The 25738-nt window shown below is 64.6% G+C and carries 27 protein-coding genes; 22 read left to right on the top strand and 5 right to left on the bottom strand.

From position 1 onward, the window contains the following. The first annotated feature begins 12 nt into the window (after positions 1-12). From dcm to EBMC1_RS01850, 9 genes are read left to right on the top strand one after another with little or no spacing between them, the layout of a single operon-like run. Positions 13-1248, top strand: a complete 1236-nt coding sequence (dcm, locus tag EBMC1_RS01885; protein ID WP_003039712.1) for a DNA (cytosine-5-)-methyltransferase — start codon at positions 13-15, stop codon at positions 1246-1248. Then, entirely contained in the window at positions 1241-1705 is a 465-nt protein-coding gene (locus tag EBMC1_RS01880) for a very short patch repair endonuclease (protein ID WP_003039708.1), read from the top strand. The genes dcm and EBMC1_RS01880 overlap by 8 nt, the downstream gene beginning before the upstream one ends. Then, positions 1692-2723 carry a type II restriction endonuclease gene (locus EBMC1_RS18735; RefSeq protein ID WP_269208152.1) on the top strand — a complete coding sequence of 344 codons (1032 nt, stop codon included), beginning with the start codon at positions 1692-1694 and terminating at the stop codon, positions 2721-2723. Before EBMC1_RS01880 ends, EBMC1_RS18735 begins: the two co-directional genes overlap by 14 nt. Next, the gene (locus EBMC1_RS18905) at positions 2654-2986 is read left to right on the top strand and encodes a type II restriction endonuclease (RefSeq protein ID WP_269208154.1); all 333 of its coding nucleotides are present in this window, start codon (positions 2654-2656) and stop codon (positions 2984-2986) included. The genes EBMC1_RS18735 and EBMC1_RS18905 overlap by 70 nt, the downstream gene beginning before the upstream one ends. Then, positions 2983-4866 (top strand): DEAD/DEAH box helicase, encoded by a 1884-nt coding sequence (locus EBMC1_RS01870; protein ID WP_003039705.1) that lies wholly within the window; start codon positions 2983-2985, stop codon positions 4864-4866. Before EBMC1_RS18905 ends, EBMC1_RS01870 begins: the two co-directional genes overlap by 4 nt. Position 4867: 1 nt before the next feature. Continuing rightward, on the top strand, positions 4868-5287 hold the full coding sequence (locus EBMC1_RS01865; protein WP_003039704.1) for an EcoRII N-terminal effector-binding domain-containing protein: 420 nt from the start codon (positions 4868-4870) through the stop codon (positions 5285-5287). A 23-nt stretch (positions 5288-5310) separates the two neighbouring features. Further along, positions 5311-6924, top strand: a complete 1614-nt coding sequence (locus EBMC1_RS01860; protein ID WP_003039701.1) for an ATP-binding protein — start codon at positions 5311-5313, stop codon at positions 6922-6924. After that, positions 6914-7783, top strand: coding sequence for an HNH endonuclease (locus EBMC1_RS01855; RefSeq protein ID WP_003039698.1), 870 nt, complete (start codon positions 6914-6916; stop codon positions 7781-7783). The genes EBMC1_RS01860 and EBMC1_RS01855 overlap by 11 nt, the downstream gene beginning before the upstream one ends. Further along, positions 7780-8679 (top strand): putative phage abortive infection protein, encoded by a 900-nt coding sequence (locus tag EBMC1_RS01850; protein ID WP_003039696.1) that lies wholly within the window; start codon positions 7780-7782, stop codon positions 8677-8679. The genes EBMC1_RS01855 and EBMC1_RS01850 overlap by 4 nt, the downstream gene beginning before the upstream one ends. 102 nt (positions 8680-8781) lie before the next feature. Here the strand turns inward: EBMC1_RS01850 and EBMC1_RS01845 are convergent, their stop codons facing one another. Next, positions 8782-10365, bottom strand: a complete 1584-nt coding sequence (locus tag EBMC1_RS01845) for a hypothetical protein (RefSeq protein WP_003039693.1) — start codon at positions 10363-10365, stop codon at positions 8782-8784. A 213-nt stretch (positions 10366-10578) separates the two neighbouring features. On the opposite strand from EBMC1_RS01845, the gene EBMC1_RS01840 reads away from it, so the two are divergent. From EBMC1_RS01840 to EBMC1_RS01780, 13 genes are all read left to right on the top strand, one after another. Then, positions 10579-12606: a conjugal transfer protein TraG gene (locus EBMC1_RS01840; RefSeq protein ID WP_040589128.1), complete on the top strand. Its 2028-nt coding sequence runs from the start codon at positions 10579-10581 to the stop codon at positions 12604-12606. Positions 12607-12608: 2 nt separating this feature from the next. Continuing rightward, on the top strand, positions 12609-13007 hold the full coding sequence (locus EBMC1_RS01835) for a hypothetical protein (RefSeq protein WP_003039687.1): 399 nt from the start codon (positions 12609-12611) through the stop codon (positions 13005-13007). Continuing rightward, complete coding sequence (gene trbB / locus EBMC1_RS01830) at positions 13004-13996, top strand: P-type conjugative transfer ATPase TrbB (protein ID WP_003039683.1); 993 nt, start codon at positions 13004-13006, stop codon at positions 13994-13996. The genes EBMC1_RS01835 and trbB overlap by 4 nt, the downstream gene beginning before the upstream one ends. Then, on the top strand, positions 13993-14328 hold the full coding sequence (locus EBMC1_RS01825; RefSeq protein WP_003039680.1) for a TrbC/VirB2 family protein: 336 nt from the start codon (positions 13993-13995) through the stop codon (positions 14326-14328). Before trbB ends, EBMC1_RS01825 begins: the two co-directional genes overlap by 4 nt. Further along, entirely contained in the window at positions 14325-14588 is a 264-nt protein-coding gene (locus EBMC1_RS01820; protein WP_003039677.1) for a VirB3 family type IV secretion system protein, read from the top strand. The genes EBMC1_RS01825 and EBMC1_RS01820 overlap by 4 nt, the downstream gene beginning before the upstream one ends. Further along, a complete protein-coding gene (gene trbE, locus EBMC1_RS01815) occupies positions 14582-17002 on the top strand; it encodes a conjugal transfer protein TrbE (protein ID WP_003039674.1) in 2421 nt (806 codons plus the stop codon). Before EBMC1_RS01820 ends, trbE begins: the two co-directional genes overlap by 7 nt. A 19-nt stretch (positions 17003-17021) precedes the next feature. Beyond that, positions 17022-17780, top strand: a complete 759-nt coding sequence (gene trbJ / locus EBMC1_RS01810) for a P-type conjugative transfer protein TrbJ (protein WP_003039671.1) — start codon at positions 17022-17024, stop codon at positions 17778-17780. A gap of 120 nt (positions 17781-17900) precedes the next feature. Continuing rightward, complete coding sequence (trbL, locus tag EBMC1_RS01805) at positions 17901-19205, top strand: P-type conjugative transfer protein TrbL (protein WP_003039669.1); 1305 nt, start codon at positions 17901-17903, stop codon at positions 19203-19205. Continuing rightward, positions 19205-20023: a conjugal transfer protein TrbF gene (gene trbF / locus EBMC1_RS01800; RefSeq protein WP_003039666.1), complete on the top strand. Its 819-nt coding sequence runs from the start codon at positions 19205-19207 to the stop codon at positions 20021-20023. The genes trbL and trbF overlap by 1 nt, the downstream gene beginning before the upstream one ends. Continuing rightward, complete coding sequence (trbG, locus tag EBMC1_RS01795) at positions 20020-20964, top strand: P-type conjugative transfer protein TrbG (RefSeq protein ID WP_003039663.1); 945 nt, start codon at positions 20020-20022, stop codon at positions 20962-20964. The genes trbF and trbG overlap by 4 nt, the downstream gene beginning before the upstream one ends. Beyond that, positions 20961-22157, top strand: a complete 1197-nt coding sequence (locus tag EBMC1_RS01790) for a TrbI/VirB10 family protein (RefSeq protein ID WP_003039660.1) — start codon at positions 20961-20963, stop codon at positions 22155-22157. Before trbG ends, EBMC1_RS01790 begins: the two co-directional genes overlap by 4 nt. Before the next feature lies 1 nt (position 22158). Further along, the gene (locus EBMC1_RS01785) at positions 22159-22374 is read left to right on the top strand and encodes a DUF2274 domain-containing protein (protein ID WP_003039657.1); all 216 of its coding nucleotides are present in this window, start codon (positions 22159-22161) and stop codon (positions 22372-22374) included. Continuing rightward, positions 22371-22604, top strand: coding sequence for a helix-turn-helix domain-containing protein (locus tag EBMC1_RS01780; RefSeq protein WP_081611121.1), 234 nt, complete (start codon positions 22371-22373; stop codon positions 22602-22604). Before EBMC1_RS01785 ends, EBMC1_RS01780 begins: the two co-directional genes overlap by 4 nt. A gap of 134 nt (positions 22605-22738) precedes the next feature. Here the strand turns inward: EBMC1_RS01780 and EBMC1_RS01775 are convergent, their stop codons facing one another. Genes EBMC1_RS01775 through EBMC1_RS01765 form a run of 4 tightly spaced genes read right to left on the bottom strand, consistent with a single transcriptional unit; the run spans position 22739 to position 25735 of the window. Next, entirely contained in the window at positions 22739-23635 is an 897-nt protein-coding gene (locus EBMC1_RS01775; RefSeq protein WP_003039654.1) for an SDH family Clp fold serine proteinase, read from the bottom strand. After that, complete coding sequence (locus EBMC1_RS18270) at positions 23632-23967, bottom strand: DUF6527 family protein (RefSeq protein ID WP_156000885.1); 336 nt, start codon at positions 23965-23967, stop codon at positions 23632-23634. The genes EBMC1_RS01775 and EBMC1_RS18270 overlap by 4 nt, the downstream gene beginning before the upstream one ends. Then, entirely contained in the window at positions 23964-25349 is a 1386-nt protein-coding gene (locus EBMC1_RS01770) for a ThiF family adenylyltransferase (protein WP_081611120.1), read from the bottom strand. Before EBMC1_RS01770 ends, EBMC1_RS18270 begins: the two co-directional genes overlap by 4 nt. Continuing rightward, positions 25346-25735 (bottom strand): E2/UBC family protein, encoded by a 390-nt coding sequence (locus tag EBMC1_RS01765; RefSeq protein ID WP_081611119.1) that lies wholly within the window; start codon positions 25733-25735, stop codon positions 25346-25348. Before EBMC1_RS01765 ends, EBMC1_RS01770 begins: the two co-directional genes overlap by 4 nt. Between the last annotated feature and the right edge of the window lie 3 nt (positions 25736-25738).

Genomic DNA, 25738 nt, shown 5'->3' with positions numbered 1-25738 from the left:
TCGGAGGCCAGCATGACCGAATTCAGAGAACTTCGCGAGCGCGCGGGTCTGTCCATTGCCGAGGCGATCGCCCTGACGGGTTATGCGGAAAGTACGGTCTATCGTTGGGAGTCGGGGCGCGCACTGCCCCGGCCCGGCATCATCGAGCTGTTGCGGACAAAAGTCCGGAAGAACGAGCGTCGCAGCGCGGCTTTCACGTTCGTCGATCTGTTTGCGGGTATCGGAGGCCTGCGTCGCGGTTTCGAGAAAGCGGGCGGCGAGTGCGTCTTCACCAGCGAATGGGATGCCTATAGCCAGAAAACCTATCGGGCCAACTATCCCGACGACGATCATGAAATCGCCGGCGACATCCGGGAGGTCTCGGCGTCGGACATTCCGGATCATGACCTCCTGCTCGCGGGGTTTCCTTGCCAGCCCTTCTCGCTCGCGGGCGTATCGAAGAAAAACGCGCTCGGGAGACCGCACGGGTTCCGCTGCGACGCGCAAGGTACGCTGTTCTTTGACGTTGCCCGGATCATCGAGGAGCGCAGACCGCGGGCATTCGTGCTGGAGAATGTGAAGAACCTCGTCAGTCATGATGGTGGCCGGACCTTCCGGATCATCCATCACACGCTGCAGGAGGAGCTGAAGTACCGCGTCAAGGCGAAGGTCATCAACGCCCGCTCGCTTGTTCCCCAGCATCGCGAGCGCATCTTCATTGTCGGCTTCCGCGAGGACACCGATTTCAGCTTCGACGATCTCGAGCTTCCCGCGATCGACCGTGGCCCGCGTCTCGGCTCGATATTGCACCCCGGCGACGGCAGCGAGACGGCGGACTCGCATTTTACCGAAGGACCGCTGGCGAAGGTGTCATCCCGCTACACTCTGACTGAACATCTCTGGTCCTATCTGCAGGGCTATGCAGAGAAACACCGCGAGCGCGGCAACGGCTTCGGCTTCGGCCTCGTCGGTCCGACCGACGTCGCCCGTACCCTGTCCGCCCGCTACTACAAGGACGGATCGGAAATCCTCGTCCGCCAGCCCGGCCGCAAACCGCCGCGGCGGCTCACACCCCGTGAATGCGCCCGGCTCATGGGCTTCGACGAGCCGGACGGCAGCGATTTCAAAATACCCGTCTCCGACACACAGGCCTACAAGCAGTTCGGCAATGCCGTCGTCGTTCCGGTGGTCGAGCGCGTCGCCGACCTCGTCACCCCGTGGCTTACCGGGGAGGCGCGGCAACGGACACTGCGGATGCGCTTTGGCTGACATCCTCACCCCCGAAGCGCGCAGCGTCCACATGGCGCGCATTCGGGGAAAGGACACCCGGCCCGAGATGGTCATACGGCGCGGCCTCCACGCCCGCGGATTCCGGTACCGGCTTCACGCCGCCCTTCCCGGGAAGCCCGATCTAGTCTTTCCTGCGCGGCGCGCAGCGGTGTTCGTGAACGGCTGCTTCTGGCACGGGCATGACTGTCCATTGTTCCGGCTTCCGGGGACACGCCCCGACTTCTGGTCCGCCAAGATCGCCCGGAACCGAGAGCGTGACGCGGAGGTGCTCGCCATGCTGCATGCCAGCGGGTGGCGCACGCTCACCATCTGGGAGTGCAGCCTTCGCGGACGCGATCGCAGACCCGCCGAGGAAGTGCTTGACCTCGCGGGCAACTGGCTGTGCTCTTCGGCCAGCGAGGGGAATATCCGCGGGGGACTTGATGCCGGTCACTGATCTGCCGGACTGGGTGGGGGAACAGGCGTTGCCGGACAATGTCTGGTACGTGAAGCGGCTCGCCGCCAACGACACGCGGGCCACGAAGGGCAAACAGTATGGCCCCTATATTCCGAAGGACTTCCTGTTCCGGGTGCTGCCGTCGCTTGCGGGCGTGACCGACCCGAACCCCGAGGCGTTCATCGAGGCGTGCGTGGATTCACACCCCGACTGCAGGACGGTGCGCGTCGTGTGGTACAACAACAAGCGGACCGGCCTCCGTGTGCCGGGCCATGTCGGTCACAACTCCCGCGCCATCGACGATCCCGCGCGGCCCACCCGGAACGAGGCACGCATCACGCGATGGGGTGGTGTCCGGTCCGCCCTGATCGACCCCGACAGCACCGGCGCGCTCGCCGTGTTCGTCTTTGTGGGCGCCGGCACAGGCGACGATGCTCGCGCACTTCACGTATGGGTCACAGAAGGTCCGGGGCAGGAAGAGATCATCGAGGACATCGTCGGTCCAGTCGAGCCCGGGCGCGGCGTGCTCTGGCATCCGGGGTCGGTCTCCGATGGAGGCGCGTCCCCCGGCCGCTTCCTCACGAGCTGCAGCATGACCCGAGAGCAGATTCCGGAAGCATGGCTGCGCCGGTTCCCTACGCCAGACGAGATCGTGCAGCGCGCGGTCGACCTGCGCGCGCTGCAGGATCAACCCGCCGACGAGCGGCTCCTGCGGCGGCGGAAATGCGAGTTCGAGATCTTCCGCTCGGTCGAGCGAGAACTCGAGCTGCCCATGATCAGCGGCCCGTTCACTTCGCTCGACGACTTCCTCGACCGGTCGAAGACCATCCTCCAGCGGCGCAAAAAGCGCGCCGGCCGGTCGCTCGAGTTGCACGTCCGCGCGATTCTGCTGGAAGAGGCGTTCGTGGGGGCCGAGACTTCAACCATGATCAGCCCACCGACCGGCGCCTGCGCCCCGATTTCCTGTTCCCGTCGCAGGCGGCCTACCGCGATCCCGCCTTTCCCGCCGAACGGCTAAGGATGCTCGCCGCCAAGACGACGCTCAAGGAGCGCTGGGGCCAAGTGCTGCGCGAGGCCGACCGCATTCCGGTGAAGCACATCCTAACCCTGCAGGAAGGCGTGTCGGAATCGGATTTCCGCGAGATCACCGGCGCTGGCATTGTCCTTGTCGTCCCACAGGCGCTTCACCAGCGCTTTCCGAAGCCGGTACGATCGAGCCTGCTGACCCTGGAGGCGTTTCTGGCGGAGGTGCGGCTGCTGTCTCCGGAGCTGCGTGCATGAGACGGTGGATCCTGTCCGGCCGCACGCTCGGCCTCGGCGACGGCACGATCGACGAGATTCCCGATCCGGATTCCGCCTACGGCTCGCTGGTCGAGCGCCGTCCGGTCTGGCCGGATGTCGAACCGGGAATGACCGGAGACGCCACGCCGTTAAAGGCGTCGCGCTATCCGATCGTGGTCCGACTGGTCCTCGATCTCGTCGACGGCGCGCCTGCCACCCGAATCGTGGGTGAAGTCCGCGGCCGGAGCTTCGACCTCGAGCCCGCCGACCTCGACCACGGCCACTGCGTGATCGATGGTGTCTGGTATCCGCTCGAACCCGTATCGCGGGCCGAGGTCGCCGCTTCCGCGGCCGGAACCTCGATCGGACCACTGCACTCGGCGCGCCAACTGCTCGACCTCAAGAAAGCGGCCGCGGGGGACGGAGCGGTCGAGGATCGGACGTCGGGCGTCGCCATCCCGCCGCTGCTGCTCGCCGGCTTGCGTGGAGGCGCGCCCGGCGGCGTCAACGCGGTGCTTTATCCCTACCAAGCCGATGGATGGCGCTGGCTGGGGTTTCTCCTTGGCGAACGTATCGGCGGCTTCCTTGCCGACGAGATGGGGCTCGGCAAGACGCTGCAGGTCATCAGTGTAGTCAGTGACCCCGGCCCGGAGCCGCTGGGCCAGGTGCTTGTCGTCGCGCCGGGCTCGCTGCTCGAGAACTGGTGTCGCGAATTCCGGAAATTCGCGCCCGCGGTGCGCGTGCTCAAACATCATGGGCCGCGACGGACCGGCCGGCCGGCCGATCTCGCCGAATGGGATGTCGTGGTCACTTCCTACGACAATGTCGTGCGCGACCAGTCGCTGTTGCAGATGATCGAATGGGGGGCGGTCGTGATCGACGAGGCGCAGAACATCCGCAATCCCGACGCCATCCGCACGCGGTCGGTGAAGCGGCTGCGACGCCGCTCGGGGATTGCCGTCACCGGCACGCCCGTCGAGAACCGGCTGATGGACCTCTGGTCGATCATGGACTTCGTCATTCCCGGCTATCTCGGGACGAGCGTGGAGTTCGAACGGCAATTCGGTGACGACCATGACGGGGCGGCCTCGCTCGAGCCGTTCGTGTCGCCCGTCATGCTGCGCCGCCGGGTCGCGGACGTCGCGCAGGACCTCCCCGACCGGATCGACATCCCGCAGGTCGTCGAGCTCGACGAGGCCGAGGCGCGCGCCTACGAGGCGATCCGCCTGCGCATCGCTGCCGAATATGGGCAGGCGGCGACGTTGGTGTCGCTGACCCTGCTGAGGCAGTTCTGCGCGCATCCGATGCTTCTCGAGCGTGCCGCCAGCGGTGATCCGATGGACTTCTCGAAGTTCGCCCGCCTCGACGAGCTCCTCGCCGAGATCTTCGCGCTTGGCGAAAAGGCGATCATCTTCACCTCCTACAATCGCATGTCCGACATCATCCAGAACCATGTGCGCCGGCGGCATGGCGCGTTCACCGGCGCGATCGACGGCAGGCTGCCTATCCCTGAGCGCCAGCCGCTGCTCGACCGGTTCAGCGAAATCGAAGGCGCGGCGGTGCTCATCCTCAACCCGCGTGCGGGCGGCGCCGGCCTCAACATCACTGCCGCCAATCATGTCATCCACTACAACCTCGAATGGAATCCGGCGCTCGAGGACCAGGCCTCGGCGCGCGCGTACCGGCGCGGGCAGGAGCGGCCGGTGACGGTTCACCGGCTGTTCGTCGCCGACACCGTCGAAGAAGTCGTCGACGAACGCCTAACCCGCAAGCGCGGCCTGCAGGAGGCCGCCGTCGTCGGCGTCGAAGGCGCCGAGGAAGACTATGCCGATGTCGTGGCGGCGCTTGACCGGTCGCCCATCGCAAGACTGGAGATCTGACGTGACCGCACGCACCATTTCGAAGACGCTGAGCGCGAACGACACGGGCGACACCGGCGGCCACCAGGCCGGCATTCTCGTGCCGAAGGACCGCGAAATCCTGTCCTTTTTTCCGTCCCTCGACCCGGACGAACAGAATCCACGCTGTCTGCTCAACTTCGTCGACGAGAGCGGTCACTTCTGGGAATTCGCGTTCATTTACTACAACAACAGGCTGTTCGGCGGAACGCGGAACGAATACAGACTCACGCGGATGACCAAGTACATCCGGGAGGCGGGACTGGTCCCGGGCGATGACGTCCGGCTCAGCCGCAGCGCGGATGGCCGCTACAGCGTCGCGTACCAGCGCCGGCACCAGCCGCAGCGTTCGGCGACGGGCGCGCTGAAACTCGGTTCGGGCTGGCGCGTCGTGCCGCTCTGACCACACTGCCTCTGGGGGGACGAATGGATCTCGAAGAACAGTTTGACTGCCCGCCCGATCCGGAACGGATGATCGAGGGCCTGCGCGACACTGGGTACGAATTCGACACGGCGATAGCGGACATCGTCGACAACTCGATCGCGGCGAACGCCACGAAGGTCGATCTGACGCTCGCCCTAGACTGGCGGGGCAACATCCGCCTGTCGATCGCCGACGATGGCGACGGGATGGATCTCGAGGGGCTGAAGAACGCCATGCGCTATGGCGCAAGGAAGCGCCCCAACCCGGCGAGCCTCGGCAAATACGGTCTCGGCCTCAAGACGGCGTCGACAGCTTTCTGTCGGGCGCTCACGCTCGTGTCGCGTCCCTCCGGCGATGCGCCGACGCTGATGGCGACATGGGATCTCGATCATGTCGCGAAACAGCAGAGCTGGGCGCTGCTGCTGAGCAGCGACGTCGACGAGGAGGCGCAGGAGCATCTGGACTCGGTGGCTCCCGAGCATTCCGGCACTGTCGTGGTCTGGGGCAAGGTCGACCGCCTGCTGCCGGACTTCGCCAACAAGGCCGGAAAGCCTGCGCAGAAGGCGCTTGAACGCAAGGTTGCCAGCCTCCGCCAGCATCTGTCGATGGTGTACCAGCGGTTTCTCGATCCCAAGGACGGGAGGGCGCGGACCGTCGGCATCTCGGTCAACGGCATCGTGCTGAGGGCCTGGGATCCGTTCGTGCTGGGGCTGTCGGAGCTCGTCGGCACCGAGGACGTGCCGACCGAAAACGAAAAAGGCGAGGAGGCGACGTTCAGTCTCCGCGCCTACACGCTTCCGCGCCGTGAGGAGTTTCCGACTCCCGAGCAGGCGAAAGAAGCGGCACTGTCCTCCGATCGGCAGGGAATCTACGTCTACCGCGAGAACCGGCTGATCCACGAATCGGACTGGCTGGGCCTCTACCAGAAGGAACCCCACTACACGCTTCTGCGCGTGGAATTCTCGTTCGACCACCGCCTGGACGATGCGTTCCAGCTGGACATCAAGAAGTCGCAGATCATACTCGACGAGGCGCTCGCCACCTATCTGCAGGACCAGTTCCTGCCGGCACCGCGCCGCGAGGCCGACCGCCGCTATCGCGAAGGCCAGCGCCGCGAAACCCAGAAGAAAGCACAGGGCGCGCACGACACGTCGAACGCTAACATCAAGGACCATGAGGCCGACGCCGGCGGCGCCAAGGTCAGCGTGACCAATCCGGCCGCCGACGAGGCGGAGGTCGAGAACGCGCACGGCCGGTTCAAGCTCAAGATTCCGGTACGCTCGGCCGACAAGCCCGGCGAGGTCTTCGTCAAGCCGGTCGACAGCATTCCGAACGGCCTGCTCTACGAGCCCGCCATCATCGAGCGGAAGCGCGCCGTGCTGGTGAACACGTCGCACCCCTACTACCGCAAGGTCTACGTCCCAAACTTCAACCGCAGCGTGACCATGCAGGGCATGGATTCGCTGCTCTGGGCGCTGTCGGTCGGCGAGCTCTCGACCATGCGCGGCGACAAGACGCAGGACCTGTTCAAGGACCTCCGCTACGAGGTTTCGCGCATCCTCGAGAAGCTGGTCGAGGGCCTGCCGGAGCCGGAGCTCGAGCAGGATGCCGCCTGACGCCGAAGCGGTCGCCCGTGCGGTCTCGAGGGAAACAGGACTGACGTTCGAGGGCCGTGCCGGCCGTGACGACGGCGGCACGTGGATCGAGCTTCATCCGGCCGGCCATCTTGCCGCGGAGACATTCATCATCCGCACGGCGATCGGATGGCGCAGGCTCGACATCACCTTCGACCCCGGTGCCTTTGCACAGGAGCTGATCGCCGAAATGGGCCGTGCCGACACCATCGGCCGGGCCCTGCTCGGCGCCGTGCTGACCGACTGCCGCGATGACGGCGCCGCCGTCGAACTCGAGATCAACGGTGCTCCCGCCGATCCGGCCGACGATGCCATATGGTCGACCGAGTGGACCAGCGTGAAGCTGGCAGTGCGTCGCGGCATGCTGCCCATCAATGCGGGCGACGACGCCGGCGATATGCGCCTCGTCCAAGGCTGGACGGGCCGGGTTGCCGCCGCGGTAACGGCACTGCTGCCACTCGAGGAACAGATCGAGGATGCGCCGCTCCCCGATGTCGAAGGGCTGCCGGAAGGCGCCCGCATCCGGATCGAGGTCAACCGCTACGAGCGGGACCGTCGCAACCGAGCTGCGGCCTTGGCCATCCACGGATACTGCTGCAAAGCGTGCAGACTGGACATGGAACTGGTCTACGGGTTCGACGCAGCAGGCCTGATCGAGGTGCATCACGTCACTCCGGTGTCCGAGCTGGGTCCCGACTACATCATCGATCCCGCGACCGATCTGGTGCCTCTCTGTCCCAACTGCCACTCGGTCGCCCACCGTCGGAAGCCACCATTTTCGGTGGAGGAGATCGCGGCGATGCTGGCGGCCCGCCTGCCTGCAGCCGGAGAAGCGGAATGAACGAACCGAAGGGCCCGCTGCATCGACAGTTCCTGAAGCTGATCGACGGGGAGGAGCCGCGCGAAGCGCTCTACGTGCTGTTCCGTGTCGCCGCTGGCCTGACGGCGATCGTTCTGGTCGCCGATTTCGTCATGATTATGAGGATGACGCCAGGGGAGTTCGGAGACTTCTTCGGCGGAGTCCTCAATCCGTTGCTGACGTTCCTCACTTTCATGGGGCTGCTGATCACGATCATTCTCCAGCATACCGAGCTCCGGGAATCGCGAGAGGAGTTTGCACGGTCGGCAGACGCACTCGAGTTTCAGAACAAGGCCATTGAACGACAGAACTTCGAGGCCACTTTTTTCCAGATGCTCACGCTGCACAACACCATCGTCAGCTCGATCGATCTGCAGTCCAAGGATGGGATGGTCACGACCGGGCGGGACTGCTTCCGGGTATTCTACACGCGCCTCACCAAGCTCTACCGCGAAAAGCAGGAAAAGCCGCCGAGGGCGGGGGCGGGAGGTGACGCGGACCGGACAAAGGTTGTCGCTGCATACAACGACTTCTGGCGCGATCACCAGCTCGAGTTAGGCCACTACTTCCGCTATCTCTACAACGTCATCCGCTTCGTAAAGGAGAGCGGTGTCGGTAGCGCCCGTTATCTGAGACTGATCCGCGCGCAGCTGTCCGACCAGGAGTTGCTGCTGCTGTTCTACAACTGCTTGACACCGCAGGGAGAGAAATTCCGCGAGCTCGTCGAGGAATTCTCGCTGCTCGACAACCTTCCAAGGATCCGACTCCTCGAAAAGGAACACGCTTCATTCATTGACCCGAGTGCCTTCGAGAGACCGGCGGAAGAGGATCTGGAAGTTACGACGACGACCGAGACTGGAGATGTGGCCGACGCCTGATTCGGCACCGGGAAACAAGGCTTCGCCCTTCCCACGGAGGTGATCCGACGCCACTGATGGCCATTGGGGCCGCATGCCTCCTTGCCGTCGCCCAAAGGAAGTCTAGGAGGCGGAACGACGATCCGAAGGAAAATAACGGTCCCGTATCGCCGTGCTCCGGGAAACGGCACGCTCCAGCTCCATCGCTGAAAAGTGAAGCTGCTCGACTCCGCGCTTTCCGCACACCGCATCAAGCTTGTCGTAGAGTGTGGCGTCGATGAGTGCGGACGTCATCACGCTGAACCCTTCGGCAGAATAGTGCTCCAGCATGTCCCCGACATCCACCAGCTTTCGTCCGGTCAGCGATGAGCCGTCCGTTACGAGCTTGCACTGGAAAATCCATTTCCGCGGTCGGTCGGCAGACCGCACGGGCAGGTCGAATGCTTCTATGTCCCGTCCGCCATCGCGCGACCGCGACTTGCCAAGTTTGCGAATCGTGTCGCTGTCGAAGCGCGGATGAGCATAGATCACATCGTAGCACAGCTGCTCGAAACTCTCATCGGTGAGTTCCTGCCAATACAGCCGCGAGGTTCCCGGCAGTCCGATCGCGCTGGACAATTGACCAGCGATCTTCCCAACCTCCTCGTGCAGCTCCTTGAGCGCAACTATATTCAGCGTCTTTGTGTCGTAGAGGACGTGGGTGAACAATCCGTCGAATACGGTGACGAGCGTTCCCGAGGAGTCGATCAGAATGCCCGCCCTCGCACCGGGCCGATGCCCGTGCTGATCGTGAACCCGGCGCCAGAGATGCTCCAGATACGGTGAGTGAGTGAATGATGCATCCGTCCAGTCGAAGTTGTCGGGATCATAGGTCTCCGTGTCGTAAGGGTCCTCTTCCTTCTCGCGGACGAGACTCGCACAGACTCTCGACTTGAAATACTGGTTCATCGGAAAATACGCGACGAGACCGTCTGCAACCACATAGGAATTTCCCGCGACCAGCAGCACTTCTCCGCTTAGAAATGTCTCGGGCTCGTATTTCTGCCCGGTTGCCGCGAAAAAGCGATCGAGTGGAACACCGGATGGGACAAGCCAGCTGTCCGGCGACGCGTAGCACGACCGCCCGAGCATGTGGCTGAACCCGCTTTTGTAGAACCCGGTCCTGCGCTCCGGAAATCTGGTGATCTCGTCTTTGTAATAGTCGGGCGCGTCGTAGCGCATCTGGGCATATGCGCCGCCCACCAGATTGGCGTAATACCAGTCAACTATGTCAGGGGCCAATGGAGCCAGCTCCTCCAGCTGATCCTGATAGCCCACAACCGCGTCCCGCGTGCGGCGAAAATGAGCTTCTTGCTCCGGATCACTCTCGTCGAGATCACGAAAGAGAACCGCGCATTCGAGCAACCTCGGGAGGAAATCGAGGCTAGGTCGGCGGAACGTCAGCTTCAGCCGAACCTTGTGCGTGCCAGGCGGATAGTCATGCTCGACATCCACGGCCTCTGCTGCCGTGGCCAGCTGCTCCGCCGTCCACGACGCTTCGATCAAGTCCTCGCAGATGTCGATGTGCGAGTTCGAATAGCCGATGCTGGGTAGCGGGATATACACTACGACGGAATCGACGCCACCAAGGAGCACACCTTCGGCGTCCTCGTCCCAGAAATCTGAGAGATCGACTACGGGGAGTGCAACTCCGGAGACTTCATCCATCCTTGAGTCCTTAATCTCTCGCGAATCTCGGTTCTGCGGCCTCTCATCTAGCGCGCATGCCGCGAACCTTTGCCCGCAAATAATTCCTATTGCGCGTGAATGGCCCCGAAAAGGTACGCAATGTCACCAGATGGGTTCTGACTTTTTCCCTCCAAACCAAAGAGACTTAAGCCCAAGCTCGCAAGCTTGAATCTCGTGCGGGCGGAGGCCCGCATGACACCTACCAAACTCCTGATTGGCCAGATTTTGGTCGTCTTCGCGATCGTGCTCGCGGGCATCTGGTCTGCGACACAATGGGCGGCAGCGGCACTCGCCTACCAGCCCGAGCTTGGATCGCCCTGGGCAATGATCGACGGGATTCCCGTCTATCGGCCCTGGGCGATCTTCATCTGGTGGTATCACTTCGACGCTTACGCGCCGCATGTCTTCGACCGAGCGGGCGCGATTGCCGGCGCCAGCGGCTTCATCGGATGTGGTGCGGCGGTGGCAGGTTCGCTTTGGCGTGCGCGGCAGCGGCGCAACGTCACCACATACGGTTCGGCGCATTGGGCTTCCGTTCGCGAAACCAAGGCTGCGGGCCTTTTCAGCGACGCCGGCATATTTCTCGGCAGGCTAGGCGAGCGCTATCTCCGGCACGACGGCCCCGAGCATGTCATGGCGTTCGCGCCGACCCGCTCGGGCAAGGGCGTCGGCCTCGTCGTACCGACACTGCTCGGCTGGTCGGGCTCGACCGTCATCCACGATATCAAGGGCGAGAACTGGCAGCTGACCGCTGGTTGGCGCGCTCGTTTCTCGCACTGCCTGCTCTTCAACCCGACCGATGTCCGTTCCGCGCGGTACAACCCGCTGCTCGAAGTGCGCCGCGGCGCGGACGAAGTGCGCGACGTCCAGAACATCGCGGACATCCTCGTCGACCCCGAAGGGGCGCTCGACCGACGCAACCACTGGGAGAAGACGAGCCATTCGCTGCTGGTCGGCGCGATCCTGCACATCCTCTACGCCGATGCCGACAAGACGCTTGCTCGCGTAGCGACCTTCCTTTCCGATCCGCAGCGCCCCTTCGTCGCGACGCTGCGCGCCATGATGACAACCAATCATCTCGGCACCGCTGAAGCGCCGGCAGTCCATCCGGTCGTGGCCTCGGCAGCGCGCGAACTGCTCAACAAGAGCGAGAACGAGCGCTCGGGCGTCCTCTCCACGGCAATGTCGTTCCTCGGGCTTTACCGGGATCCGACCGTCGCCGCGGTCACCTCCGCATCGGACTGGCGCATCGCTGACCTGGTCGAAGGCAGCCACCCGGTCTCGCTCTATCTTGTCGTGCCGCCATCCGACATCAGCCGCACCAAGCCGCTGATCCGGCTCGTGCTCAACCAGATCGGACGTCGTCTCACCGAGCATCTCCATGCCGAGAACAAGCCGGGTCGTCATCGCCTTCTGATGATGCTCGACGAGTTCCCGGCACTCGGTCGTCTCGACTTCTTCGAGACGAGCCTGGCCTTTCTCGCCGGCTACGGGGTTCGCGCCTTCCTGATCGCCCAGAGCCTCAATCAGATCGAGAAAGCCTATGGCGAGCACAACGCCATTCTCGACAACTGCCACGTCCGCGTTGCCTTCGCGACTAACGACGAACGCACCGCCAAGCGTATTTCCGATGCGCTCGGCACCGCTACCGAGCAGCGCGCGATGCGCAACTATGCCGGCCATCGGCTCGCGCCCTGGCTCGCTCATGTCATGGTCAGCCGGCAGGAGACCGCTCGCGCGCTGCTGACGCCCGGCGAGGTGATGCAGTTGCCGCCGGTTGACGAACTGGTGCTCGTTGCTGGCCACGCGCCCGTGCGCGCGAAGAAGCTGCGCTATTACGAGGATCGCACCTTCAAGGCCCGCATCCTTCCTTCGCCAACTCTTGGCAACGGACGCTATGCCGATCTTCCGGAGGCGCGCTCGAATGACTGGCACGATCATGTCCGCGGTATCGACTCCCGTCTCGGCGAGATCGTGGATGAGACCGGGGAGGAAACCGGCGGCGGCCTCGAGCAGGTTCGGCACCCCGCCCACGAAATCGAGCAGGCGGCGCCGCTCGAACCGGCAACGGCCGACGTGCTGGGTCTTGGCGACGACGACAGCGACGTCGCGACCGACCAGCGGACAATGGATCAGGCTCGCTCGCTGGCCGCGTCGCGCACCGTGTACGCGATCGATTCCGCATCGTCGCGTCCCGACGACCTTCAGCTGGACTTCTGACCATGGTCGAGAAAGTCCGCCATCAGCTGTTCCTCCCCAAGCCGCTCAGCGACAGGCTGGAAGCGCTTGCAGCGAAACCGGGTGCATCGAAGTCTGCGATTCTCGTCGACGCCCTGACGGCTTGGCTCAATCGCCGCGGCTCGTCCGAACTCGATGACCGGTTCGGCCTGCGGCTCGATCGCATGTCGACCGCGCTCTCCCGGATCGAGCGCGACGGCCATGTCATTCTGGAGACGTTGGCTCTGTTCATTCGGTTCGAGCTGTCGATCCAGGCACCGCTCGCCGACGGCGATCAGGCCGGCCGTGCAGTCGGCCGGGAGCGGTTCGAGGCATTCGTCGCGCAGGTCGGCCGGCAGGTTGCCGCCGGTCGGCGGACGATCGGGACGGAGCAGGACCGATGAACGGCTCGCTCGCCCGGGACCGCCGCCGCGCGATGCTGCGCACCGCTATGGGGCCGGACATAGCGCTCGCGCTCGCAGACGCCCACGTCATCGAAATCATGGTCAACCCCGACGGCGCGCTCCGGCTCGACCGTCTCGGCGAAGGCCGCGTCGACACGGGCGTCAGGATCGAGCCGGATCAGGTCGAGCGGATCATCCGCCTCGTGGCGAGCCATGCCCGCGCCGAGATCCATGGAGATCGGCCGATCATCTCGGCGGAACTGCCGCCCCATCTGGAGGGCCGCGCCGGCGAGCGGTTCGAAGGCGTGCTTCCGCCCGTCTCGACCGGGCCGTGCTTCTCGATCCGCAAGCCCGCGGAGCGCCTCCACACGCTCGACGACTATGTAAGCGACGGGATCATGTCGGAGGTTGCGGCCGATACGCTGAGAGCGGCGGTCACCCAGCGCTACAACATCCTGGTCGCAGGCGGGACGAGTTCGGGCAAGACCACTCTGGCCAATGCCCTGCTCGCCGAGATGTCCTGGGTCGATGCGCGGGTCATCCTGATCGAGGATACCCGCGAACTGCAGTGCCCTCTGCCGGACACCGTCGCGCTGCGCACGCGCCCCGGTGTTACCACAATGACCGACCTGGTTCGCTCGACCATGCGTCTCCGGCCCGACCGCATCATCGTCGGCGAGGTCCGCGGCCCTGAAGCGCTCGACATGCTCAAGGCCTGGAACACGGGACATCCGGGCGGCATCGCCACCGTCCACGCCAACAGTGCGATCGCCGCGCTCTACCGCATCGAGCAGCTGGTGCAGGAGGCGGTGGTCACCGTGCCGCGCCAGCTGATCGCCGAGGCCATCGACATGATCGTCTTCATCACCGGCCGCGGGACCTCGCGTCGGATCGAGACGATCGCGCGGGTGACCGGCCTCGACGCGCAAGGCGGCTACGCGCTCGCCGACACCTCTCCACCCCCCAAGCCCCAAGGAGCACGACCATGACTGCTTGTCTGATTCCCGACCGTCGCACCACGTTTATCGCGGGAGCCGTGATCGGCCTCGGGCTGGCGCTCGCCAGCAAGGCGCACGCCGCAGGCACCGGCATGCCGTGGGAGCAGCCGCTCCAGCAGGTGCTCGATTCCGTGCAGGGGCCGGTCGCCAAGATCGTCGCAGTGATCATCATCATCGTCACCGGCCTGACGCTCGCATTCGGCGAGACCGCCGGCGGCTTCCGACGGCTGATCCAGATCATCTTCGGCCTCTCGATCGCGTTCGCGGCGTCAAGCTTCTTCCTCAGCTTCTTCAGCTTCGGCGGCGGAGCGCTGATCGCGTGAGCGAGCATATCGAAGGCTTCGAGGTTCCCATCCACGGGAGCCTCGGAGCGCCGATCCTCCTCGGCGGTGCCCCCCGCGGTCTCGCGATCGTCAACGGGACGCTGGCCGCAGCGATCGGCCTGGGTCTGCAGCAGTGGATCGCCGGGATCGTCGTCTGGGCCGTCGGGCACAGCATCGCCGTCTTCGCGACCCGGCACGATCCGTCGTTCGTGCCGGTCCTCGTCCGCCATCTCAGACAGAAGGGCTATCTCGCATGCTGAGCCTGCGTGAATATCGCGTGCGCGCCGATCGGCTCGCCGATCATCTGCCCTGGGCGGCTCTGGTCGACAAAGGCGTCATCCTCAACAAGGACGGCAGCTTCCAGCGGACGCTCGCGTTCCGCGGACCCGACCTTGAGAGCGCAACTGAAGCCGAGCTCGTATCGGCCTGCGCGCGAGCGAACAATGTCCTGAAGCGGTTCGGCACAGGGTGGGCGCTGTTCTTCGATGCCGAGCGCCGCGAGGCGCTCGGCTATCCGGCAGGGAGCTTCCCCGATCCGGCGTCCTGGCTCGTCGACGAGGAACGGCGGGCGCGCTTCGAGGCGGAATGTGCCCATTTCGAGAGCCGCTACCATCTCACGCTCGTCTGGCTGCCCGCTGCCGACGGCGCCGATGCCGCGGGTCGATCCCTCGTCGATCGGCCCGACGCCGTCGGGGGGCGCGATTGGCGCGGCGCGCTGGCGAGCTTCATCGCGGAGACGGATCGCGCGCTCGACCTGTTCGCCGCGTTCATGCCCGAGGTGCGGGCGCTCTCGTCGACCGAGACGCTGACCTACCTCCATGGTGCGGTTTCCAGCCGGCACCATCCGGTCGCGGTGCCGGAGACGCCTATGTATCTCGATGCACTGCTCGCCGACACACCGCTGGTCGGCGGTCTCGAACCCATGCTTGGGTCTCGGCATCTGCGCACGCTCACGGTCGTCGGCTTTCCAAACGTCAGCCGGCCCGGAATTCTCGACGCACTCAATGAGGCCGATTTCGCCTATCGCTGGGTCACCCGCTTCATCGCCCTCGACAAGACCGATGCGACCAGGCTCCTGACCAAGCTCCGCCGCCAGTGGTTCAACAAGCGCAAGTCGATCACCGCGCTTCTGCGCGAAGTGCTATACAACCAGCCGGTCCAGCTGCTCGACAGTGACGCCGACAACAAAGTGGCAGACGCTGACATCGCGCTTCAGGCGCTCGGCGGTGACCATGTCGCCTTCGGCTATCTGACCACGACCATCACCGTCAGCGACGAGGACCGCGCAGGCGTCGAAGCCAAGATCCGGCAGGTCGAGCGGATCATCGGCGGCCTCGGCTTCACGACGATCCGCGAGGGTGTCAACGCCGTCGAGGCCTGGCTCTCGTCACTTCCCGGCCATGTCTATGCCAATGTCCGTCAGCCGATCATCCACACGCTGAACCTGGCGCATCTGATGCCGCTGTCTTCGGTATGGGCAGGGCCAATCGGCAATGCCCATCTCGAAGGGCCGCCGCTGCTGGTCGCGCAGACCGCGGGATCGACGCCCTTCCGGCTTTCCACCCATGTCGGCGACGTCGGTCACATGATGCTGGTCGGTCCGACCGGCGCTGGCAAGTCGGTCATGCTGGCGCTGATCGCGTTGCAGTTCCGTCGCTACGCCGACGCGCAGGTCTACATTTTCGACAAGGGCCTTTCAGCCCGCGCCGCAGTGCTGGCGATGGGGGGCGCGCACCACGCGCTCGGTGCTTCGGACGGAGATACCCTAGCGTTCCAGCCGTTGCTGCGGATCGACGATGCCGTCGAACGGAGCTGGGCAGCCGAATGGATCGCGGCGCTCCTCGATGCTGAGCGCGTGACCGTCACTCCCGAGGTCAAGGATGCGGTCTGGTCGGCGCTCGGCAGCCTGGCGTCGGCACCCCCGCAGGAACGCACGATGACCGGACTGGCGCTGCTGCTCCAGTCGAACGCGCTCCGCACCGCGATCCAGCCATATACGCTGGACGGACCGCACGGCCGGTTGCTCGATGCAAGCGAAAGCGGTCTCGCCTTCGCCGACGTCCAGTGCTTCGAGACCGAGGCGCTGCTCGGCCAGTCAAGCGTCGTCGCGCCGGTCCTGACCTATCTGTTCCATCGGCTCGAGGAACGCTTCGACGGCCGGCCGACATTGCTGATCCTCGACGAAGCCTGGATCTTTCTCGACCATCCGCTCTTCGCGGCGCGCATCCGGGAGTGGCTTAAGACACTGCGCAAGAAGAACGTCGCGGTGCTGTTCGCGACGCAAAGCCTCGCAGATGTGGCAGGCAGCAGCATCGCGCCCGCTGTCATCGAAAGCTGCCCGCAGCGCATCCTGCTTCCCAATGACCGTGCGATCGAGCCGCAGAGCCGCGAAGCCTACGCCCGCTTTGGCCTCAACGATCGCCAAATCGAGCTTATCAGCCGGGCCACGCCAAAGCGTCACTATTATCTGCAATCCGCGCGCGGAAACCGCCTGTTCGAGCTGGGGCTCGGGCCGATCGCGCTCGCGCTTTGCGGTGCCTCAGATCCGGCCAGCCAGCGCCGGATCGAGACCATCCTCGCCGAAGACGACCCCGAAGGTTTCGCCGCCCGCTTCCTGCGCGACGCCGACCTCGGCTGGGCCGCCGATCTGCTCGCCGACTTTCCCGCTCCCTGACCCTCCAGCCCCGAGGAGAATGACGATGACGACGAAACTGCCTTTCAAGAAATACCTGATGGCCAGCGCGCTTGCGGTCGGTGCCGCTGGCTCGCTCGTGATGGGCGTGGTCACGACCACCACGCCGGCGCGGGCGCAACTCACCGTGTTCGACCCGGGCAATTACAGCCAGAACATCCTGACGGCCGCGCGCACGCTGCAGCAGATCAACAACCAGATCCAGATGCTGCAGAACCAGGCGCAGAGCCTGATCAACCAGGCCAAAAACCTGACGACGATCACGTTCCCCGAGTTTCAGGCGATCACCCAGACGATCCAGCAGATCGACCAGCTGATGGGCCAGGCACAGGCGATCCAGTTCCGCGTCGCAGGGCTCGATCAGCAGTTCCGGTCGATGTTCCCGACGAGCTTCAACCAGGCGCTCACCAACAACCAGCACGTCGTCGACGCGCGCGCCCGGCTCGATGCGTCGATGGATGCCTACAAGCACACCATGACCGTGCAGGCGCAGGTGGTGGAGAATGTCGCCGCCGACGCTGCGACGCTGAACGGCATCGTCCAACGGAGCCAGGGCGCACAGGGTGCGCTTCAGGCGCAGCAGGCCACGAACCAGCTGCTCGCCCTCGTCGCCAAGCAGCAGTTCCAGCTCCAGACGCTGATGGCGGCCCAATACCGTGCCGATGTGATCGAGCGTGCCGTTCGGACCCAAGCGCAGTCCGACGCGCAGGGCGCGACCAAAAAATTCCTCGGCTCCGGCAACGCCTACACCCCCCAATAGGCGGAGCCGGTCTGGCATCGGCGGGCCTCGCCCCTCCGCCGATGTCGCCGCGGGGCGCGTCGAAGCTCCCCCAGGCGCGCCCCGCGGCATCTTCTTCACCTTGTCAGGACACCAGCCACCGTGAACGACCTCAACGTCATCGACCAGTTCATGCAGGCCTTCATCACCTATATCGACAGCGGGTTCGGTCTGCTGGGCGGCGACGTCAGCTTCCTCAGCCGGACGCTGATCGCGCTCGACATCACACTGGCGGGCCTGTTCTGGGCGCTCGGCGGTGAGGACAACGTCCTCGGCCGATTGATCCGCAAGATCCTGTACATCGGCGCGTTCGCGTTCATCCTGAACAGCTTCTCGACGCTGGCCGACATCATCTTCCGCTCGTTCGCACAGGCCGGCCTCACCGCCGGCGGCGGCGGCATGGCCGCGGCCGATCTGCTCAAGCCCGGGCGCCTCGCCGGGACCGGTTTCTCCGCCGCCTGGCCGCTGCTCGAACAAGCCTCGCAGATGATGGGCTTCACCAGCTTCTTCGATAATTTCCTGACCATCATGGTCCTGCTCATCGCGTGGGTGCTCGTCATCCTCGCCTTCTTCATCCTTGCAGTGCAGATGTTCGTGACGATCATCGAGTTCAAATTGAGCTCGCTGGCCGGCTTCATCCTCGTGCCGTTTGCCCTCTGGAATCGGACAAGCTTCCTCGCCGAGCGCGTGCTGGGGCACGTCGTGAGTTCCGGCATCAAGGTCATGGTCCTGGCGGTCATCGTCGGCATCGGCTCCAACTATTTCTCGCAGTTCACCACGGCCTTGCAGGGGCAGGAGCCCGACATCGGTCAGGCGCTCAGCCTCGTGCTCGCCAGCCTGGCGCTGTTCGGTCTCGGCATTTTCGGCCCCGGCATTGCCTCGGGTCTTGTCTCCGGCGCGCCGCAGCTCGGTGCCGGTTCGGCCTTCGGTACGGCGCTGGGTGCCGGCGGCATCATCGTCCTGGGCGGCGCCGGCGCCGTCGGCGCTGCGCGCGGTCTCGCGGCGGCAGGTCTCAGTGCGGTTCGAGCCGGCACCAGCATGGGGTCGGCCGCCGGCACGGCGTACAAGCTCGGACAGGAAGCAAGCGGATCGTCGAGCGTCGGTGCTGGAATGCGCGGCATGGCAACTGCCGCGTCGAATGCGGCGCGTTCCAGGATGTCCGCCGCGCTCGGCCTCGGCGAAGCCGCAGAAAGCGGCCGACAGGGCGCATTCAACGCGATGGTCGGCAGCACCACTCCCGCCGCCGCGAGCGCCGGCGACGACGTATCGAGCATGCCCGGCTGGGCGCGGGCCATGAAGAACCAGGCGTCGGCCCGATACCACCGCCAGGCCGCAATCCACGCTGTTGGCCAAGGCGACCGGGGCGGCGCCGGCGCCACCCCCGATATCAAGGAAAGGGACGACTGATGCTCTTCAAACGTGCCGTGCAACGCTATGGGCGATCGCCCATTCCCGAGACGCCCTTCCAGCGCGCCGGGCAACTCTGGGACGATCGGATCGGATCCGCGCGCGTCCAGGCCCGCAACTGGCGGCTGATAGCGTTCGGATGCCTCGGGCTCACTACCGCACTGTCGGGTGGGCTGCTCTGGCAATCCCTGCAGAGCCGCGTCGTGCCCTACGTCGTCGAGGTCGACAAGCTGGGCGAGCCCCGCGCCGTGGCCGCAGCCGAGGCGGGCTTTCATCCGACCGATCCGCAGATCGCCTGGTTCCTCGGTCGCTTCATCACCAGCGTGCGGTCGGTCTCGCTCGATCCGGTGCTGATGCGGCAAGACTGGTTGTCAGCCTACGACTTCACCACAAAGCGTGGCGCGGTCTTTCTTGGCGACTACGCCCGCGCGGCCGATCCGTTCGGTCGGGTCGGCGAGCGAACCGTTTCCGTGCAGGTCACGAGCGTCGTCCGCGCGTCCGATCGGTCCTTCCAGGTGAAATGGATCGAGACCAGCTACGAGCGCGGAGCGCAGGCCGGGACCGCGCACTGGACCGGTATCCTGACCGTCGTCCTCAAGGCTCCGGCGAGCGCCGATGCGCTGCGCCGCAACCCGCTCGGGCTCTATGTCGATGCCGTCGACTGGAGCCGGGAACTGGAACCGGGGGTGACGGCGCCCGCAGCGCCATCGCCCTCCGCGCGGCCGGCCATCGCCCCGGCTCCAAACCTTCCGTTCGGATCGCCGCTCGATCCGAACCTCGCTCAGCCCCAGCAACCGCAAACGGAGACCCGCCAATGAAAGCCCTTGTCGTCACCGGCCTGCTCGCCAGCGCCAGCATCGCGGCGGCGCAGACCGCGCCCCTCCTGCCGTCTCAGCCGCCCGTGTCCTCAACGGAGGTGGCCGCACCGGTCGTCGCCCAGCCTATCCCGGCGGCGAGGCCGCGGACGAAACCGCACCGGCGGATGCCACCTTCGCCGGCGGAACTGCGCGTTCGCGCCGCCAACCGCGCGGCGACGCTGGAGCCCGTCGCGGCCGGATATGTCAACGCGGTCCAGGTCTACCCGTTCAGCGATGGCGCGGTATTCCGCGTTCTCACGGCACCCGGGCAAGTGACCGACATTGCGCTGCAGCCGGGAGAAGCGCTGGGCGCGGTCGCCGCCGGCGATACCGTTCGTTGGGTGATCGGCGACACGACCAGCGGCAGCGGCGAAGGCAAACGGACGCACGTCCTGGTGAAGCCATTTGCCGCCGGGCTCGCCACGAACATAATCATCACTACCGACCGGCGGACCTACCATCTGGCGCTTTCGAGCGCCGAACGCTCGGCGATGGTTGCCCTGTCATGGACCTATCCGCAGGACCAGCTCATCGCGCTGAAGGCGGCGGAGGATCGAACCCGCGCCGCTCAGCCAGTCGCAACCGGCGTGTCTGTCGACCAGCTCCATTTCGACTATGTCATCTCCGGCGATCAGCCGGTGTGGCGGCCACTCCGCGCCTTCGATGATGGTCGTCAGACCTTTATCGAGTTCCCGGCCGGTCTGGGCACCGGCGAGGCGCCACCGCTCTTCCTCGTCGATGGCACGGGGACCGCGCAGCTGGTCAACTACCGAGTGCAAGGGCGCTATTATGTCGTCGATCGGCTGTTCGAGGCCGCCGAGCTGCGACTTGGATTGAAGCGTCAGGACGTCGTGCGGATCACCCGCTCCGGCGAGACCAATTCGCGGCGGAGGGCGTCGTGACCGAGGCCATTGCGCAGCCGAGCGTCAAGCTCGACCCGGAGACGCTGGCGATCCGGGCGCGGCCGCCCCGCGCGATCCGCTTCAAGCGCGGCGTGATCATCGCGATCGCGGCAATCGGCTCGGTCAGCCTCATTGCCGTGACCTGGATGGCATTGAAGCCGCGGTTGTTCCAACGCGGGGATGCCCAGCAGGAACTCTCCCAGCCGAATGTGCGGCCGACGAGCGATGGCTTGAGCGGTGCGCCGGCCACATACGGCGACGTGCCCCGTCTCGGCCCGCCGCTCCCGGGCGACCTTGGCAAGCCGATCCTCGAACGGCAGCAGCAGCTTGCGACGGCGGTCAATCCGAATGACCAGCAGTTTCAGCAGGCGGAAGCGGCCGAGCGGGAACGCCGGCTCGCCGAGCTGAAAGCGGCCCGCGAGTCCGGGGTGCTGGTGCAGAACCGTCAGACCCAGCCGACTGGCGAAGCGTCCATCGCCGCGCCAGCCGCAACGCCCGCGAGCGAGCCTGGTAAGGTTGCACTCGACCCGACAAGCGATCCCAATGCCCAGGGGCGCAAGACCGCGTTCGTGGTGGCGCTGGATCCGAAAGGCGACGTGAACCCACATGCGCTCACGCCGCTGCCGTCGCCCTATACGCTGTCGGCGGGCAGCGTGATCTCGGCCAGTCTGATCACGGGCCTGCGGTCCGACCTGCCGGGACTGGTCACGGCACAGGTGATCGAGAACACCTATGACAGCGCCACTGGCCGATTGCTGCTCGTTCCGCAGGGCGCTCGGCTAGTGGGCTCCTATGACAGCGTCGTCGCCTTCGGCCAGAAGCGGGCGCTGATTGTCTGGCAGCGTATCATCATGCCGGACGGAAGCTCGCTACGCATCGACAACGTGCCGGCGACAGATCCCTCGGGCTATGCCGGCCTCGCCGACAAGGTCGACTTCCACACCTGGCAGCTTCTGAAGGGCGTGGCGCTCTCGACTCTGCTCGGCGTGAGTTCGGAGCTGGCGTTGTCCGGGCAGAGCGATCTCGTACAGGCGATACGGATGTCGACGCAGGACAATGTTGCGCGTGCTGGCGACCAGATCACCCAGCGCAATCTCGGAATTCAGCCGACAATCACGATCAGGCCCGGCGCGCCGGTTCGGCTGGTCGTCCACAAGGATCTTGTGCTGGCGCTCGCAGGAAAGGAGAGCTGACATGGCGGAATTAAAGCTGCCGCAGCTTCCTGATCGAAACCCGGTAAAGCTCAGCATATCGGTCTTGCCTGACCTTCATCAGTCGCTGGTGGAATATGCCGCAATCTATGCGCAGGCCTATGGGCGGGAAGAACCGGTGACCGAACTGATCCCGGCGATGCTCGCTGCCTTTCTCGAAAGTGATCGGGCATTCGTTCGCGGCCGAGGCAAAGCATGACGCGCCGCAAGACACCCGAAGAGCGCGATCGCGAAAAGGCAGCCGCTCTGGAGGAATTGCGGACCCTGCCTACGGAACCGATCAGCGTCCGCGTTTCGGCTGCCGTCAAACTCACCGGTATCCCGCGCACGACGCTTTACGAGCTAATGAAGTCTGGTGAGATCGAAGCCGTCAAGATCGGTCGATCGACGTTCATTCCGTATCGTTGTCTGCGACGACTAGTCGGGTGATTTTCGCCCGGATCGTCGAATTATCACGCCAAAATATACCATTGGCGTATTTCAGTCGCATAATCCGATGGGCACAAGTGCCTAAAAGGCCACATCAGTCATCTGAGGCGAAGGCGCGTTGGGATTGGCGCCTGTCATAGCAGAAGTGATACATAATTGGATTCGAAAATCCGCTGTTCACTTTCGATCGCGAGACGCAAATGACAGTATAGCGCCCAGTATTTTCGCCATATATAATCAGTCGATGACATATATTGGACGGTCAGCCCGATTTCGGTTGCCGCTTCCCAACCGATCATCTGGCCGTGCGACTGATATTTATCGATATCCATCAGTTCGCTGGCAATCTTCGAGAAATTTTTTCCGCGGCGCTTGAGCAGGTTTTCCGCGAAGGACCGCGCTCGATCGCTGACCGACCGGAACTTCCGCACGATCGTCGGGTCAAACTTCTCGAAGGTGATGCGATTGGCAAGGTCGTCAGGCGCTTCCCCGAGCGCGCGCCGCGCCGCGTCATAGGCTTTCAAATAGGTCAGGACGGAATAAACCATGTCGGAACCATTACCGTCCTTGGACGAAACCTGTGGATCGATCGGTCCGAGCTCGGAGGAGTCGCTCATTACAATGGCGTTGGCACCCAGCGCCATGAGCGTGCCCGCGCTCTTGGCATAGTCCGGAACGATCACCCGCAGCTGCCCGTCTTCGCCGGCAGCGCTTCTGACCAGCGTGATGAGCTTTTCGGCGGCATCGACATCGCCGCCGGGCGTGTGGAGCAGTAGATCGATGGGATCGCCGGGTGTGATGTTGTGGAGCATGTCGACGAAACCCAGCGTGTCGATACGGTCCACAGGCGCCTTGTTGCCAGCGACGTAGCAGAGCAATTTGGGCTGGTCGGCCTCGATGTCGCGAATTAGAGTTTGGCGTTGATAGCGTGCCGCATTCATCGCTGTGAACATGGGCGTCTTCTCGATCGCCCTCGGCGGCTGCGGCGTGATCGGTTGCGGGTCGTCACCCGCATCTTCAACGTCGTTCATCGGTCGCTGTCCTTGGCCCAGAGAATCCGGCCGTTACGAATGAAGTAATGGCATCGACGTTGGGTGCCCCGCGAGTCGATACTTGGCGAGATGGTTAGTCGCGGTAGCTGATTCAACGTCCAGTTCGGGTGCCGCGCTTGGTCGGCATTGAGCATGATCCGATGCCCGGTGCGGCACGGACAATCAAAGACGATCCATTTTATCCGATCAGCATCACCAACAAGCGTCACCGCATTGCGCGGCAGACGGTCAGGAACTTCATCGGCAGACTCTGTCGCACCGATTACACGCCAACGCCAGAATGGGAGCCATTGCCACCAGGATATCTTCATTCCGCACCCCATAACTGGCCGAGAAACGGCTCTTCGTCGCCTGCTCCCCATTTGCCCTGCGCCATATCGCAATAATGTCGGGGGCGTGGTGCTGCGCTGTTGGTCGAGATCTCGCGTTCATGGAGCCTGAGTAGGGTCTCGTTCGGGCGCTCCGGAGGTCCATAGCCGATCAGTCGGTCGAGGAGTTCATTGACCGCCGCTGCCGCGACAGCGGTCGTGAACGCCACGACCGCAGGCTCTACCTGGCCGAGCGCCGGTGCATAGCCCTCGTCGGCCAGCCGCTGCCGCTCCTCCGGCGTCCGCATTTCCGCAGCGGCCCGTGCCATGTCGACCCGATTGCGGCAGACGAGACATGCCGCGCCTGGCGTGAGCGTCGTGACCCGGCCATCAATGCCGATCAAGACGCCGGCGCTGTCGCTGCTTAGGAGCACACCTACATCGATCACCGGCGTCAGCAGGAATGTCGCCAATCGCGACAAGACCAATCGTCCTGCATTATCGTCCGTGCATCCGAAGACGATATCGGACGACCGCAACGCTTGGGCGACCGATTGCACCGTCACCATGCCCTGGATTGTCGAGCAGATGAGATCGGGAGCAATCCGCATCAGATGCGCCCGCAACACGTCAACTTTCGGTTGGCCGACCTCCCGCGGTGTCGAGCCGAAGACGCGGGTGACGTTGCTCGCGGAGAGAATGTCGCTGTCGACTAGCAGGAGGTGCCGCACGCCGAGCCGGACAAGTTGCTCGGCAACAGCTGAACCGGTGCCGCCGGCGCCGACTATGGCGACGCGCAGATCGCCAAGCACATGCTGGATGTCCGGCCCGAACGCGCGCACATTCCGGTCGAAGATGGTGGCGGGCGCCGTCGTGTCGCGGGTAAAGTTCTGTAGAAGCCGCCAGCGTTCGCCGACTGACCACACGCGATCGATCGGTACCGCCTGACCGCCTTCCGGCGTAATCTCGCCGGTGAAGATAAAGCCGTCGCTCTGCGGCGATGCGATCAGCGTCGCGTAGAAGGCCGAACCGCTGCGCAGTTGAAAAAGGTCGGAAATGTCACGATCGACCTGCCGGTCATATTTGCTCGGGATCGGCACAGCTCCGTCACCAGGGTGGGTGTGAAACCAAATAGGAATGGCTCTGTCGGTTTCGGCTGCTCCAAGCGCTCCGACATAACCTTCGGAGCCGATCAGCATGTGATATTGGCTCCGCTCCGTATACGCCGACGAAGGCACCCAATGCAGCGCCCGGCTCAGGAGACGGACATCCTTACCGGTCTCGACCCGGCGAGCGAGAAGAACACCCGCACTTTCAAGCGGATTGTGCGTCGCGGCCGTGATTTCATCCGCGATAGGGCCAGGGATTACAAGCGTCGTAGTCATGCAGCACGCGCCATCGCGGCGGCATCGAGTTCCTTGCGCACCAGCGCAAGATAGCTCTCGATCGAGTCGATGCCCGACCGCCACTGGCCGGGCTGAAGATGGCGAGACCAGCGCTGCCAAGTGCGACCGAGATGAGCCTCTTGAGATTCAGTCGCCGCGATGGTTTGCCCATCTACGCGCCTGACTGCGGGCTCGAACCACCACATGTCGGGCGGCACGTCCGGATAGCCCGCTGACAGCCGCAGCAGCAGATCGGACGCGCCAAGTGTGAACCCGGCCGGCAGCGGAAAGGAAGGGATAACGACGTTGATCATGCCGCCGTCGAGCGACACCATGTGGCTCGGCGCCCTTGCTTGCAAGTAGTCATGGTCGTCTGGCGGCAACATTGT

Source organism: Sphingopyxis sp. MC1, assembly GCF_000371385.1.
GTDB classification, from domain to species: Bacteria; Pseudomonadota; Alphaproteobacteria; order Sphingomonadales; family Sphingomonadaceae; genus Sphingopyxis; species Sphingopyxis terrae.
The sequence above is the reverse complement of the archived record's forward strand: the minus strand, read 5'-3'. Positions and strand labels throughout refer to the sequence as shown.

What these genes read in the sequence shown, in the direction of transcription:
- EBMC1_RS01780 (WP_081611121.1), top strand. Translation starts at nt 22,371, where the DNA reads ATGACGCGCCGCAAGACACCCGAAGAGCGCGATCGCGAAAAGGCAGCC.
- EBMC1_RS01855 (WP_003039698.1), top strand. Translation starts at nt 6,914, where the DNA reads ATGCCGCCTGACGCCGAAGCGGTCGCCCGTGCGGTCTCGAGGGAAACA.
- EBMC1_RS01770 (WP_081611120.1), bottom strand. Translation starts at nt 25,349, where the DNA reads ATGACTACGACGCTTGTAATCCCTGGCCCTATCGCGGATGAAATCACG.
- EBMC1_RS01775 (WP_003039654.1), bottom strand. Translation starts at nt 23,635, where the DNA reads ATGAACGACGTTGAAGATGCGGGTGACGACCCGCAACCGATCACGCCG.
- EBMC1_RS18270 (WP_156000885.1), bottom strand. Translation starts at nt 23,967, where the DNA reads ATGAAGATATCCTGGTGGCAATGGCTCCCATTCTGGCGTTGGCGTGTA.
- EBMC1_RS01860 (WP_003039701.1), top strand. Translation starts at nt 5,311, where the DNA reads ATGGATCTCGAAGAACAGTTTGACTGCCCGCCCGATCCGGAACGGATG.
- dcm (WP_003039712.1), top strand. Translation starts at nt 13, where the DNA reads ATGACCGAATTCAGAGAACTTCGCGAGCGCGCGGGTCTGTCCATTGCC.
- EBMC1_RS18735 (WP_269208152.1), top strand. Translation starts at nt 1,692, where the DNA reads ATGCCGGTCACTGATCTGCCGGACTGGGTGGGGGAACAGGCGTTGCCG.
- trbB (WP_003039683.1), top strand. Translation starts at nt 13,004, where the DNA reads ATGAACGGCTCGCTCGCCCGGGACCGCCGCCGCGCGATGCTGCGCACC.
- EBMC1_RS01765 (WP_081611119.1), bottom strand. Translation starts at nt 25,735, where the DNA reads ATGTTGCCGCCAGACGACCATGACTACTTGCAAGCAAGGGCGCCGAGC.
- EBMC1_RS01825 (WP_003039680.1), top strand. Translation starts at nt 13,993, where the DNA reads ATGACTGCTTGTCTGATTCCCGACCGTCGCACCACGTTTATCGCGGGA.
- trbF (WP_003039666.1), top strand. Translation starts at nt 19,205, where the DNA reads ATGCTCTTCAAACGTGCCGTGCAACGCTATGGGCGATCGCCCATTCCC.
- trbE (WP_003039674.1), top strand. Translation starts at nt 14,582, where the DNA reads ATGCTGAGCCTGCGTGAATATCGCGTGCGCGCCGATCGGCTCGCCGAT.
- EBMC1_RS01850 (WP_003039696.1), top strand. Translation starts at nt 7,780, where the DNA reads ATGAACGAACCGAAGGGCCCGCTGCATCGACAGTTCCTGAAGCTGATC.
- trbG (WP_003039663.1), top strand. Translation starts at nt 20,020, where the DNA reads ATGAAAGCCCTTGTCGTCACCGGCCTGCTCGCCAGCGCCAGCATCGCG.
- EBMC1_RS01845 (WP_003039693.1), bottom strand. Translation starts at nt 10,365, where the DNA reads ATGGATGAAGTCTCCGGAGTTGCACTCCCCGTAGTCGATCTCTCAGAT.
- EBMC1_RS01870 (WP_003039705.1), top strand. Translation starts at nt 2,983, where the DNA reads ATGAGACGGTGGATCCTGTCCGGCCGCACGCTCGGCCTCGGCGACGGC.
- EBMC1_RS01785 (WP_003039657.1), top strand. Translation starts at nt 22,159, where the DNA reads ATGGCGGAATTAAAGCTGCCGCAGCTTCCTGATCGAAACCCGGTAAAG.
- EBMC1_RS01840 (WP_040589128.1), top strand. Translation starts at nt 10,579, where the DNA reads ATGACACCTACCAAACTCCTGATTGGCCAGATTTTGGTCGTCTTCGCG.
- EBMC1_RS01835 (WP_003039687.1), top strand. Translation starts at nt 12,609, where the DNA reads ATGGTCGAGAAAGTCCGCCATCAGCTGTTCCTCCCCAAGCCGCTCAGC.
- trbJ (WP_003039671.1), top strand. Translation starts at nt 17,022, where the DNA reads ATGACGATGACGACGAAACTGCCTTTCAAGAAATACCTGATGGCCAGC.